Genomic DNA, 13,452 nt, shown 5'->3' with positions numbered 1-13,452 from the left:
TAATGAAATCATGCTTTTTCTTTATGTATAAATTAAAAATAGTATATAATAATAAGAGTCGTCTTTTAATAGAATGAATAAAAAGGAGGGTGTGCAGATGGGAATTAGTAGTCGTTTTACAGTAGGTGTTCATATGCTGACATTACTTGCGATAGATCGAAACTCTCGCTGTACCTCTGAATGGATTGCCGGTAGTGTGAATACAAATCCAGTTGTGATTCGTCGCATTACAGGAATGTTGAAGAGAGCAGGACTTGTTGATGTACAAGCTGGTAAAGGTGGTACGACACTTGCTCGTGATTTAGAAGAAATTACATTACTTGATGTATATAAAGCAGTGGAAGTTGTAGAAGAAGGACAGCTATTTTCCTTCCATGAAAATCCCAACATTGAATGTCCAGTAGGAGCTAATATTCAATCAGTATTAGAAATTATTTTAATGCAAGCACAAGAAGCGATGGAAAATGTACTTGCAAATGTAACGGTAGATCAACTAGTTACAAATTTAAAGTCTAAAATGAAAGAGTAAAAAAGCGAGCATCCTCATAATGAGGGCTCGCCTTTTTTTATTCAGAAATATTGAAAATTCTATTTTTCAGTATTTAAAATGAATTTACCTACGATAGCTGCTACGATACCACCAAGAATTGGTGCGATGATGAATACCCATAGTTGAGAAAGGGCTTCTCCGCCAGCGAATAAAGCTGGGGCGATACTACGAGCTGGGTTAACAGAAGTTCCAGTTAACGGAATACCTAATAAGTGAACTAAAACTAATGTGAAACCAATTACTAATCCTGCTAGAGAAGAACTTCCTTTTTTACCTGTTACAGCAACGATCACTAAAATGAATACGAAAGTTAAAATAAATTCAACTAGAAATGCTCCAGATAAACCAAGAGTTCCAAAACCGTTTTGTCCTAAATTATCTAAAGGTGTTTTAGCAGATTTTAAAATTGTTACTAACGTTGCAGTTCCTAATAAACCACCTAAAATTTGAGCTAATACATAATAACAAAGTTCCATAGCGTTCATTCTTTTATTGATGAACATAGCTACTGATACTGCTGGGTTAATGTGACATCCAGAAATTGTTCCGATGCTATATGCCATAGCCACAATAGATAGACCGAAAGCCATAGCGATTCCTAATGTTCCAATTCCTTCAATTCCGCCGCCAATGACAGCTACTCCAGTTCCGAATAATACTAGTACAAACGTACCAATAAATTCAGCGATTGCTTTTTTTAACATAATTTACCTCCTATTGTTGCGCATGAACCGTATTATAACATAGGTTTTAGTATAAACCGTTAATGAAATACTATTCTGATAAGGCGCAATAGGGAGACAATAAAAAAGAGTATAGTTCTTTGTTACAGAACCATACTCTTTTTTTATGCTGTTTTTTTCTGTTTAACGACTGGAACAGAACGGTTTAAAATGCTATTTGCAACCATTCCTAACATAATAATAATCATTCCAAGTAGGGAAAGCCCGCCAGGAAATGAACCATTTAAGAAAACAATTTCGCCAAGCACGGTAAAGACCATCGTTCCAGCTTGCGTTGCTTCAACAGCTCCAAGTAGAGCGAGATTATCTTTGGCTAAGTCAGTAGCAAAGAAAAATGTCATTGTCGCTATAACGCCAGAACATAATGCTAACAAAAATCCTTGTAGCATTTGGCTTGATGTTGGAATACCAGTAGTAGAAAATCCGTATATACCAAGTAAAATTGTTATAGGAAGACTGCCTATTGCCATTCCTAATACACGTTGGAATGTATCAAGGCGCCCACCAACAAGTTCCATCATTTTTCGGTTACCGAACGGATATAAGAAAGCAGCTAACACGACAGGTAAAAACCCTGAAATGAACTGAGTTATTGTAATGTGACCTGCAGCAGTTGTTTGCATACAAATTACACCAAGTAAAATAAATAATGCAACGTATAAACTACGAAGTGGAATTTTTCCGCGTACAAGTTTCGTACCTGATTTCGTTTCTATTTTAACGAAAAATAATGGCGAGAGTAGTAAACCTGCTAATATAGTAACTTGCCAAGTTCCAGCAACGAGCCAAGCTGGAGAAAAGACAGCTGCAAAACTTAATAAAGAATAGAAACCAATCCCAGCAACAGAACCCCACCCGATCCAAGCCAATGGATGTTTCTTTAATTCTTCCCATAACTCCCTTAAGTTTTTGCGAAATAAAACGATAAGGAATAAAATAGGGAGAGCAAATAAAAAACGGAAGGAAGCTGTCCAAGCCCAGCTCGTTCCAGATACATTCATCGCTCGATTTATAATAAAAGTTGCGGAAAAAAAGGCTGATGATAAAAGGCCTAATAAAATTGCGCGCATGAAGTATAGCACTCCTTTCGGAATTTAATGATTATGTATAGTATACTATACTTTATCTAGATAAAAGTAAACTATTTTATATTTTAAGGTGGTTTTATAGATGAAAGAACATGAAGATATGCAAACGAAAGAAGTCATTCAGCAAGTAGGTCAGTTATTAAGGCAAATTCGAAATGAACAAAAATTAAGTTTAGAAGAATTAGCTCAAAAAACAGGGGTTAGTAAATTAACATTAGGAAAGATTGAAAGAGGCGAAACGAATCCGACGTTAGCTGTCATTTGGAAAATAACGAAAGGGTTATCGATTCCTTTATCGAGATTGATGGTTGTTGGAGAACCTGTAGCGGTTGCGCGCTGCGGAGAAGGATTTGCAGTAGACGTAGGACAAGCATGGCATTTAGAAACAATGTTCCGTTATACGAAAGAAACGGGTATGGAAATGCACCGTGCTTGTTTAAGGTCGAATAGTATATATGAACCAGAAGCTCATCATGAAGGTGCTATTGAGCTTGTAACGGTAATGAAAGGGAAAGTATCGATTCAAGTAGAAAGCGATGTTTACGAATTAAATGAGTTTGACTCTATTCAATTTGAAGCGAATAAGAAACATAGTTATAAGAATGAAGAAGATGAAGTAGCGGTATTACATTTAACGATGAAATATTCTTCATGAAAAAATCCCCTATAGAAAAATCTATAGGGGATTTTGTATACACTATGCTCAAATATACGAAAGAATGTTATTAGTAAGAGCGTGGCATAAGTAATAAACAAATAAAATAAACTAAAAACCCCGTCCCAAAACATAAAACTGCAATGACCCAAAGTATGCGAATGAGAGTAGAGCTAATATCAAAATATTCTCCTAAACCACCGCATATACCAAATAGCATTTTATCAGTTTCGGATTTATATAATTTTTTTGACATATTACGATCAACTCCTTTTTATAGCAAACTATATACTTCTATTCTATATGGAAATCTATGAGGAGACTATGAGGTTGTATGACATTTTTTTATAAAGTGAACCGTATTTTACAATTTAGATGTGAGGTCATATAAACAATAAATCTAATTTATAGCGCAGTATAATAGTTTGCGATAAAAATAAAAAGGCCTTAGGTAGCAAAATTTAAGCTACCAAAAAGGCCTCATATTATTGTTTCATTTTATAGTTGAATTGTTGATGTATCCAATGTGAAAACAGAAAACAAATACTTAGTGAAAGAGTAACCGCTATACTAACCCAAATGCTCGTTAAAGGACCGATTAAGAAGTAAACTACATAACCGGTAAGAGCACCAATAATCGAGATGAGCGGTATAATGATGCTGATTTTTTGCTTGCTGAAAATAACGAATAATATTGTGATGATAAGAGATGTATAAAGAATACCAAAGAAAAAAATAATTTCTAAAATCGTATAGTTTGTAGTAATTGTAATGAAAAAAGCTAAAAATCCGATAGTGATAGAAATAAAATGAGTTGTATATAATTTGAAATTTATTTTTGTAGGTATCATCGGTATAAAATCTCGAATGAGTTTAGTAAATCCATGTATCCAAGAAATAAAACTAGAAGTTATTGCGCTTAACGAACCGATAACGAGCAGATAAAATAAAATGGTAAATTCTATTTTTTTTGGAAGCTGGACTAGAAGATCGTATAAATGATCTAAGCTCCCACTAAAGATAACTATCATAATTAGAGAAGCGAATGCCAAAGGGATAGTAATCCATATAAATCCTGATAGTAAAAAAGTTGGAATAATTTTTTTAGGATGAATACGGAAAGCTTTATCCCAAGATGCAGGGCTTATTAATACTCTTCCTGTTTCAATGAGAATACCGGCAGTAAGAAAATATATTCCATTTCTATTTTCATAAAATAGCAAGTACGGGTGATATAAGCGGATTCCATCGTATACATGGGTAATGCCATCTTGCACAAAAAAATAAATTGGAATAATGATCATAGTAGAAAACATTAATACAGTTTGCATAATAGCCATTTTAGTAAATAGCTTAGCGTTACTTAATATTACGAATATTGTACAAAGGGTAATGAAAAGGAAAGAATCCAATGTATATGGAATATGGAAAAAAACATTAAGTAAAATACTAGCAACTTTCGTTTGAATGAACATACTTTCTATACTTAATAGAACAAGGAAAGAGCATACAATTATATATCCTTTGCGAGAAAGTTTATAAGATAAGTAATCGTGAATGGATTCTCCTTCTGGGAATGTAGAACGTATTTTTTTTATTAAAATCCCCAATAAAATAAGAGTAAAAGGGCCAATCATCGCATAAAGAATACCAGCGATTAGCCCATAATTAATAATCGATTCAGGTAAAGCGAGCGTCGATATACTTGCGACCCATTTAGATAATAAAAGAACAGTACCAGTTCCAATGCCTAATTGTAAAGGTGTGAAAGCTGAGTTGTTTTTCTTCACAATTTATCCCTCGCCTCTATATTCTTTCGGAGTCATTCCGGTCATCTTACGAAAAACAGTGCTGAAATAATGCTGACTATTAAAACCAGATCTTTCAGAGATTTGAGAGATACACCAATGTGGGTGTTCCATTAAATATTTCTGTGACATTTCAATCCGATATTGCATGATATATCCGGAAAATGAAACCCCTACTTCTTCATGGAATTTTCGGCTTAAATAAGTCGGATTTGTATGTACTTTAGTTGCGATGTCTGCTAAGTGTAGTTTGTCATGAAAAGTTTCATGGATGATGTCTAATGTATCTTGAATAATACGTGAGTAGGAAGGGGTATTAGCATCTCCTTTGTACTTTTGTAATATATCGATGAGTTCTTTCTCTATAATTGGCTTTGTTATGTAGTCAATAACGCCTAGACGAATAGATTGTTTTGCATAATCGAAATTTTGATATGCGGTTACAATAATGATATCGAGGTTAGAGTTATTATTTTTTAATTTCTCACCTAGTTGTAGGCCGGATATGCCCGGAAGGTGAATATCTAAAAGTGCCAAATGAATTGAGAATTTTTCATTTATACGTAAAGCTTCAGCCGCATCTAAAGCTAGATGTAATGTCCAATTAGGGAACTGACGGTGGATAAGAAATTCTAATTGTTCCAGTTCCAGTGGTTCGTCATCTACTAATAGCACGTTCATTTTTGTATTACCTCCTCTGTGTTTTTTTCTGTGATGAAAGGCCATGTGATTTCTACTTTCGTGCCATTCTCTTTTGTAGAGAGGAAAGAGAATGTAGTTTGTTCTTGAAAGAATAACTGAAATCGTTGTATTATATTTTCAAGTCCGTATCCGCTTTCTTCCGTATGGGAAGTAAATGGTTCGTTTTGAGTACCGTTGTCGGATACTAGAAGTGTAATTCGGTTATTTGTATTGTGTAGATGAATATTTAAAATAGCTTGACCAGCTTTTTTTTCAAGACCGTGTTTAAAAGAATTCTCAACTAACGTTTGAATAACGAAAGGTGGAATATAAGCATTCTGTAAATCTTCAGAAGAAGTAATATTTATTGAAAGTCTCGAGCGAAACCGCATTTTTTGAATCTCAATATAATAATTCGTATAAGCCAGTTCTTCAGAGATTGGAATTAACAAATCTGTTGTTTTATATTTTCCTTTCAAAAATAGAGAAAAGATCTCGAGTGATTTGACAACTTCATCTGTTCTCTGTAGACGAGCTAAGCTCAAAATTGTATTTAATGTATTGAATAAAAAATGAGGCTGAATTTGTTGCGTAAGTTGATGATATAAAGACTGTTGCAACTCTCGTTCCAGTGCTATTTTTTTCTTTTCACTTTCTAGTAAATCGATTCGTTTTTCAAAAATAAATAAACATAATAAAATAATAGCTCCAAAAATTGGAGCTAAGACAAGTATAGTTATTAATACAGCAAATGCTTCATAAGTTAACATACATACCTCAATCTTGTTTTTTATTATTATACTAAAGTGTTGTAAATGTTTCTATTATTCAGACTCGGATCAAATGATATGACAGGCTACTTTATGACCTTCGCTTATAGATTGAAAACTTGGTTGCTGCGTAGCGCATTTTTCAATGGCATACGGACAACGAGTATGAAAACGACAGCCTTTTGGCGGGTTTAGAGGAGAGGGGAGGTCTCCTTTAAGTTCAATGCGTTCTTTTTTCGTTCCTGCACTAATGGTAGGAATTGCTGAGAGAAGCGCTTTTGTGTAAGGGTGTTGCGGATTGTTAAAAAGAGAATGTTTGTCGGCAATCTCCACAATGGTACCAAGGTACATTACAATGATGCGATCTGATATGTGACGAACGACAGCTAAGTCGTGAGAGATGAATAAATATGTTAACCCGTATTGTTGTTGCAACTGCTTTAATAAATTTAAAACTTGTGCTTGCACTGAAACATCTAAGGCGGAGACAGCCTCGTCACAAATAATGAGTTTTGGATTAACAGCTAAGGCGCGTGCGATTCCGATTCTTTGCCGTTGACCACCGCTAAATTCATGTGGATAGCGCTTCACTGCATCAGGTGGAAGACCAACTTTCCCGAGCAGCTCAATAACTTTCGCCATTCTTTCACCTTTTGGGCATACGTTTTGAATGGCTATAGCTTCTTCTAAAATGCTCCCTACAGTTTGCCTAGGGTTTAAAGAAGCAAAGGGATCTTGAAAAATAACTTGTAAATCTTTTCGAACCTTTCGCATTGCTGAGTTATTTAATTCTAGTAAATCCTTGTCTTGAAAAATAATTTTTCCACTTGTTGCTTCATCAAGGCGTAATATTGCACGCCCAGTGGTGGATTTTCCGCAACCAGATTCACCAACAATACTAACAGTTTCCTTTTCGTAAATTGTAAAGCTAATATCGTCAACCGCTTTAATATAGTTAATAGAGCGTCCTAGAATTCCTTTTTTTATAGGGAAGTATTGTTTTAAGTTTTGTACTTGTAATAACTCTTTTTTATTTATTTGCGTAGCAGTAGACATATTATAATACCTCCAATTTTTCTGAAGATGATTTATCCCAAAGGTCTGTAAACATCCAGCATCGAACTTTACTTCCATCTTGTGTGAGTTGAAGTTCTGGAAGAGTATTGTGACATAGTTCTTTTGCATGTGTGCATCTATCAGCAAAGCGACATCCGCTCGGCATATGGTATGGACTCGGTACGGATCCAGGAATAGTTTGTAACTCTTCTTGGTCTGTATCGAGTCTTGGAAGAGATTGAAGAAGTCCGATTGTATAAGGATGTTTTGGACTAGTAAATATATGCTCGATATCTGCATATTCGACGATTTTTCCAGCGTACATAACGGCGACTCTATCGCATGTTTCTGACACGACTCCTAAGTCATGTGTAATCATGATAATTCCCATACCGAGTTGTTTTTGAAGTGATTTCATAAGTGATAATATTTGGGCTTGAATTGTTACATCAAGAGCAGTTGTTGGTTCGTCTGCAATGAGTAAATCTGGATTGCAAGCAAGTGCCATTGCAATCATAATGCGTTGTCGCATTCCTCCGCTTAGTTCATGAGGCTCTTGTTTTGCACGCTTTTCAGGAGAAGGAATTCCAACTAGTTTCAACATATCTACGGCTTTATTCCAAGCTTCCTTTTTATTTAATTTTTGATGGATACGAATTGCTTCTGCGATCTGTTCCCCAACAGAATATACTGGATTCAAAGATGTCATTGGTTCTTGGAAAATCATTGAGATTTGATTTCCGCGAATTGCACGCATTTCAGCTTCGTTTTGTTGTAATAAATCTTTTCCTTTAAATAAAATGCTCCCCTCAATTTTACTGCCGCTTTCTCGGTCAATTAATCTCATAATGGATAGAGAAGTGATACTCTTCCCACAACCAGATTCACCTACGATGCCGAGTGTTTCTCCTTTAGAAACAGAGAAATTTAAACCATCAACCGCTTTGCTTACACCTTCGTCTGTAAAGAAATGTGTTTTTAAATCTTTAACTTGTAATACCTCTTCCTTTTTATTCATGTTTGTGCACCCCCTTAATTAAGTTCAATACGTTTATTGAAATGACGGTATAAAATATCAACAATAAGATTGACTAGAACGAAGATGACCGAGGCGATTAATACGCCTCCTTGTAACATTGGTAAGTCTCTCATTCGGATAGCGTCTACGATCAATCTTCCAAGTCCATTTATAGCAAAAACTGATTCTACTAAAACTGTACCGCCTAAAAGGGCACCAAATTGTAATCCAACAACAGTAATAACGGGAATTAATGCGTTTCTCAAAGCATGTTTATATATAACAACTCTTTCTTTTACCCCTTTTGCTCTTGCTGTTCGTATATAATCTTGGCGTATAACATCAAGCATACTTGAGCGAGTCATACGTGCTACAATTGCTGCGCCAGATGCACCAAGTGTAAGTGCTGGTAAAACCATGTGCATCCAAGTTCCCCAACCAGAAACCGGGAATATTTGAATTTGGACAGAGAAGTAGAAAATGAGCATAAGTCCAAACCAAAAGCTTGGTAATGAGACACCTAACAAAGCGATAATCATAATAGAAACATCTGTCCAAGAATATTGCTTTGTAGCAGAGATGATACCAGCAATCATCCCAATTACAACTGTAATGACGATACTACACAGTGCGAGTTCAATAGTGATTGGAAGGCGGATTAATACTTCGTCTAACACTGGGCGGTTAGAACGAATTGAAACCCCGAAATCTCCTTGTAATATATTTCCGATATAAGAGAAATATTGCATGATAAAGGGTTTGTCTAATCCTAATTGATGGCGTATTTGCTCGACAGTTTCTTTTGATGCCCCTTCACCAGCGATAAGGAGAGCTGGGTCACCGGGTACCATTTGCATAATTAAGAAAACGACGAATACAACGCCGAAAAGAACGGGAATTAATTGTAGTATTCTACGAAAAATAAACATTAGCATGTATAATGCCCCTTTCTATTTTTTAAGTCTCGGATCTAGTGCATCACGTAATCCGTCACCAAACATGTTTAAACCGATTACGAGTGTAGACATTGCGATTCCAGGAAACATTGCAATATGTGGTGCGGTAAATAAAAAGTCGCGCCCATTACTTAACATGGCACCCCATTCAGGTGAAGGTGGTTGCGCTCCAAGTCCTAAAAATGATAATCCAGCTGCAGATAAAATTGCTGTAGCTAAGCGTAAAGTAGCTTGGACGATAATAGGTGATAAGATATTAGGGAATATGTGTTTCATAATAATAGTAAAATCATTTGCCCCTAGTGCTCTTATAGCATCGATATACTCTAATTTTTTTACTGTTAATGTAGAAGCTCTAACGATACGAGCGAACATAGGGATTGAGAAAAAGCCAATAGCGATAATTACGTTCACAAGACTTGGTCCTAGTGCGCCTACAATGGCAAGAGCAAGTAAAATACCAGGGAAAGCTAGCATAATATCAATGATTCGCATAATGATTGTGTCAAACCATCCACCGTAATAACCAGAAATGATACCAAGAATAATGCCGAACAATGCCCCTATAAATACAGAAGAAAATCCAACAAGTAACGAAAGGCGTGTCCCGTGTAAAAGGCGGCTTAAAATATCTCTGCCTTTATCATCTGTTCCCATCCAATGTTCCATAGATGGTGGTTGTAATTTGTTAACTAACTGAATATCAAATGGATTGTAGGGTGCTAACAATGGGGCAAATATAGCTATTAAAATATAGAAAAGAACGATAATACCCCCGATAAATGCCATCTTATTTTTTTTCAGTTTTCGATAGCTAATGATCCATTTCGATGTGTTCTTCGTTTGAATTGTTTGCAAAGAAGTATTTTCTTCTTTAGAAAGACGAACTTCCATTTTTTATACCTCCCTTTCTTTCTTTATGATTAAATTATCAGAAAATTAAAACAAGTCAACGAGTTTAAAACAATAAGTAAAGAAAGTGCAAATAGAAGTAAAGATGTTTCAAAATAATTCAGAAAATTCAATAAGTAAAGAAAGTGCAAATAGAAGTAAAGATGTTTAAAAACTTTTTTCGCAAAGTTATTTATAATTACAAATACATAGACGAAATTGAAAAAGAAAGGGTGGTGGAATGATCTGCTATTAGAAAGTAGGGGATAGAAAGCTAGATGTAAGGTTTCACTTTAGGATGTAGAGATAAAAGAAAGTGGAGGGGGAAGGGCGATGAGATTCAAAAGGGGACTTGTGATTTGTTTTATCACAATTTTATGTCTTTCAGTTTTTCTAGCGGGGTGTTCATCTAATACGAAGACAGGAAATGAAGGATCAGGAAGCAATGGAACAAAAGAAGGCGGTGTTTTAACAATTGCTAGACTGTCAGATGCTGATAATTTAGATCCGCATTTTATTACAAACATCCCTTCCGCAAGTGTTGTGTACCATAAAGTATATGAAAATCTTGTACAGCGAGATAAAAACATGGATTTTAAGCCGATGTTAGCAAAGGAATGGAAACAAATTGATGATTTAAATTGGGAATTTAAGTTGCAACAAGGAGTGACATTCCAAGATGGTGCACCATTTAATGCTGAGGCAGTAAAGAAAAACTTTGAACGTGTATTAGACCCGAAAGTAGGTTCAAATCGAGCAACTGTTTATTCCATGATTCAAGAAATAAAAGTAATTGATGAATATACAGTACAGTTCGTATTGAAATACCCATACTCACCTCTTTTATCTATTTTCGCAAGTAATGAAGGAAGTATTTTAAGTCCGAAGGCAATTGATGAAAAAGGGAAAGGCTTAGCGCAGCATCCGGTTGGGACAGGTCCATATACTTTTAAATCATGGAAACCAGGTGAAGAAATTCGCCTTGAAAAGAATAAAAATTATTGGGGTGAAAAATCAAAGATTGATGAAGTGGTATTCAAAGTAGTACCAGAAGATGCAACACGTATTGGAATGATTGAAACTAGTGAAGCTCACATTGCAGAGAATTTACCTGTAACTGAAGTAGAACGTGTGAAAAATTCACCATCTATGGAGTTAATTGAAAATGAAGGTTTAGGTGTAGAATATATTGGATTTAATGTACAGAAAAAGCCATTTGACAACCCGCTCGTTCGTCAAGCGATTGCACATGCAATTGAAACGAAAGGGATTTTAAAAGGGGTATATAACAATGTTGGGACTGAAATAAACTCCGTAATGACTCCTAAAGTGTTCGGTTATACGAAAGACGTAAAAGGATATAAGTATGACATTAATACTGCGAAAAAATTATTAGCAGATGCTGGTTATCCAAATGGATTTAAAACAACAATTTGGACGAATGACAGCAAAGTTAGAATGGCGTTAGTGGAAGTAATTCAATCTCAATTAAAAGGGATTGGCGTTGATGTAGAAATTAAAGTTATGGAATATGGTGCGTTTTTAGCTGCAACGAATAAATCAGAACATGCGATGTTTGTTGGAGGATGGGGAAACGCAACAGGTGATGGTGACTATAATCAATATAATTTATTCCATTCTAGTTCACACGGAGCAACTGGTAACCAATTTTTCTATAGTAATCCGGAAGTAGATAAATTAATAGAAGAAGCTAGAAAAGAAAAAGATGAGACGAAGAGAAAAGAATTATACAAACAGTTACAAGAGATTGAATTAAAGGATGCTTTACTAGTACCAATTCGAGGGATTAATCATATTGCGGCAACTACGAAAAATATAAAAGGATTTTGGATTGATCCATCTGGGTATTTGCGACTGGAAGGTGTAGAACTACAGTAAAATAGAAAATTCTATCAGTGTAAAAATGATTTTACACTGATAGAAATTTTTATCTGTTTTTGTTTCGTTTGTAAGTAGAAAAATCATATTGCGAAGGGAGATTGACAAAGTGAGTGTGAAATCACAATATTGGTTAACGAATGTAAAACTTGAATGTGGGTACGTATATGAGGAAGCGCGAATTACAAGTACAGAAACAGAAATTTGTAGTTTATTTATTGAAGATGGAAAGATTACGAACATATTACCTGGAATTGTATCAGAGCAAGATGGTGAAGTAGTAAATGCAAATGGTTTACTGGCATTACCAGCATTTGAAGAAATGCATATTCATATTGATAAAACGTATTATGGTGGACCATGGAAAGCATGTACACCAGTAAAAAGTATATTCACTCGTATTCATGAGGAGCAAACTATTCTTCCGAAGCAATTAGAAACTGCAAAGAGTAGAGCGGAGAAAATGTTGCAATTACTTCTTGAAAATGGAGCGACAAATATTCGAACACATTGCAATATTGATCCTGTAATTGGTCTTGGGAATTTAGAAGCAACGATTGCGGCACTGGAAACATATAAAGATAAGTTATCAGCAAAAATTGTAGCATTCCCGCAACACGGTTTGTTAAGAAGTAATTCCGTAGAGCTTGTAAAAGATGCTATGCGTATGGGAGCTCATTTAGTAGGTGGAGTAGACCCAGCCACAGTAGATGGTAATATTGAAAAATCATTGAATACAATTATGGATATTGCAGTAGAGTTTGATTCAGACATTGATATTCATTTACATGATGCGGATCAACTTGGAACATTTACAATGAAGAGATTAGCTGCACTAACAGAAGAAGCAGGGTGGCAAGGAAGAGTTACGATTAGTCATGCTCTTGGACTTGGAGATGTATCTGTAGAAGAAGCGGAGGAAATGGCTGAACGACTTGCGGCATTAGGTATTGATATAACGTCAACAGTTCCAATTAGTAGACATGTAATTCCAGTTCCGTTATTAAATCGTAAAGGTGTAAAAGTTTCGCTAGGAAATGATAGTATAACTGATCATTGGTCTCCGTTTGGGACAGGAGATATGTTGCAAAAGGCAAATTGTCTAGCGGAGAGATTTAGATGGATTGATGAGCGCTCTTTAGGGAAAGCACTTCAGTTTATTACGGGTGGGAAATCTATATTAGATGATCAAGGAAATCGTCAATGGCCAAAAATTGGGGATGAAGCAAATATCGTCTTTACAGAAGCATCATGTTCAGCCGAGGTAGTAGCAAGACAAACAGAGCGCTGTGCGGTTTAATATAAAGGGAATGTTGTTGCTGGTAGTTTGGAAAAAA

Annotated in this window: 14 protein-coding genes; 4 read left to right on the top strand and 10 right to left on the bottom strand. The window is 35.4% G+C overall.

Features of this window, described 5'->3' with window-relative positions; all coding sequences use genetic code 11:
- Positions 1-97: 97 nt before the first annotated feature.
- Positions 98-529, top strand: a complete 432-nt coding sequence (locus BAQ46_RS10285; RefSeq protein WP_000512998.1) for an Rrf2 family transcriptional regulator — start codon at positions 98-100, stop codon at positions 527-529.
- 59 nt (positions 530-588) lie between these two features.
- Here BAQ46_RS10285 and BAQ46_RS10280 read toward each other — a convergent pair whose 3' ends face one another.
- Complete coding sequence (locus BAQ46_RS10280) at positions 589-1,254, bottom strand: MIP/aquaporin family protein (protein ID WP_000913198.1); 666 nt, start codon at positions 1,252-1,254, stop codon at positions 589-591.
- Positions 1,255-1,397: 143 nt separating this feature from the next.
- A complete protein-coding gene (locus BAQ46_RS10275) occupies positions 1,398-2,363 on the bottom strand; it encodes a DMT family transporter (RefSeq protein WP_061132084.1) in 966 nt (321 codons plus the stop codon).
- Between the two features lie 100 nt (positions 2,364-2,463).
- On the opposite strand from BAQ46_RS10275, the gene BAQ46_RS10270 reads away from it, so the two are divergent.
- The gene (locus BAQ46_RS10270) at positions 2,464-3,036 is read left to right on the top strand and encodes a helix-turn-helix domain-containing protein (RefSeq protein ID WP_000658051.1); all 573 of its coding nucleotides are present in this window, start codon (positions 2,464-2,466) and stop codon (positions 3,034-3,036) included.
- Between the two features lie 70 nt (positions 3,037-3,106).
- Here BAQ46_RS10270 and BAQ46_RS10265 read toward each other — a convergent pair whose 3' ends face one another.
- From BAQ46_RS10265 to nikC, 8 genes are all read right to left on the bottom strand, one after another.
- Positions 3,107-3,292, bottom strand: a complete 186-nt coding sequence (locus tag BAQ46_RS10265; RefSeq protein ID WP_000038791.1) for a PspC domain-containing protein — start codon at positions 3,290-3,292, stop codon at positions 3,107-3,109.
- A gap of 229 nt (positions 3,293-3,521) precedes the next feature.
- Complete coding sequence (locus tag BAQ46_RS10260; protein WP_071741886.1) at positions 3,522-4,826, bottom strand: SLC5/6 family protein; 1,305 nt, start codon at positions 4,824-4,826, stop codon at positions 3,522-3,524.
- A gap of 3 nt (positions 4,827-4,829) precedes the next feature.
- Complete coding sequence (locus BAQ46_RS10255) at positions 4,830-5,525, bottom strand: response regulator transcription factor (RefSeq protein ID WP_001101757.1); 696 nt, start codon at positions 5,523-5,525, stop codon at positions 4,830-4,832.
- The gene (locus BAQ46_RS10250) at positions 5,522-6,295 is read right to left on the bottom strand and encodes a sensor histidine kinase (RefSeq protein WP_071741885.1); all 774 of its coding nucleotides are present in this window, start codon (positions 6,293-6,295) and stop codon (positions 5,522-5,524) included. The genes BAQ46_RS10255 and BAQ46_RS10250 overlap by 4 nt, the downstream gene beginning before the upstream one ends.
- Before the next feature lie 69 nt (positions 6,296-6,364).
- The gene (locus BAQ46_RS10245; protein WP_000102013.1) at positions 6,365-7,351 is read right to left on the bottom strand and encodes an ABC transporter ATP-binding protein; all 987 of its coding nucleotides are present in this window, start codon (positions 7,349-7,351) and stop codon (positions 6,365-6,367) included.
- Position 7,352: 1 nt separating this feature from the next.
- Entirely contained in the window at positions 7,353-8,369 is a 1,017-nt protein-coding gene (locus BAQ46_RS10240) for an ABC transporter ATP-binding protein (protein WP_001034321.1), read from the bottom strand.
- Between the two features lie 14 nt (positions 8,370-8,383).
- Complete coding sequence (gene nikB, locus BAQ46_RS10235) at positions 8,384-9,304, bottom strand: nickel ABC transporter permease (protein ID WP_000928487.1); 921 nt, start codon at positions 9,302-9,304, stop codon at positions 8,384-8,386.
- A 15-nt stretch (positions 9,305-9,319) separates the two neighbouring features.
- Complete coding sequence (gene nikC / locus BAQ46_RS10230) at positions 9,320-10,219, bottom strand: nickel transporter permease (protein WP_000453816.1); 900 nt, start codon at positions 10,217-10,219, stop codon at positions 9,320-9,322.
- A 330-nt stretch (positions 10,220-10,549) separates the two neighbouring features.
- Here nikC and BAQ46_RS10225 point away from each other — a divergent pair, with 330 nt between their 5' ends.
- Positions 10,550-12,115: a glutathione ABC transporter substrate-binding protein gene (locus BAQ46_RS10225; RefSeq protein WP_001211304.1), complete on the top strand. Its 1,566-nt coding sequence runs from the start codon at positions 10,550-10,552 to the stop codon at positions 12,113-12,115.
- 109 nt (positions 12,116-12,224) lie between these two features.
- Positions 12,225-13,415 (top strand): amidohydrolase family protein, encoded by a 1,191-nt coding sequence (locus BAQ46_RS10220; RefSeq protein ID WP_071741884.1) that lies wholly within the window; start codon positions 12,225-12,227, stop codon positions 13,413-13,415.
- Positions 13,416-13,452 lie beyond the last annotated feature (37 nt).

This window comes from Bacillus paranthracis (assembly GCF_001883995.1).
GTDB classification, from domain to species: Bacteria; Bacillota; Bacilli; order Bacillales; family Bacillaceae_G; genus Bacillus_A; species Bacillus_A paranthracis.
Note: the sequence above shows the minus strand (reverse complement) of the source record. Positions and strands in the feature narration are given on the sequence as shown.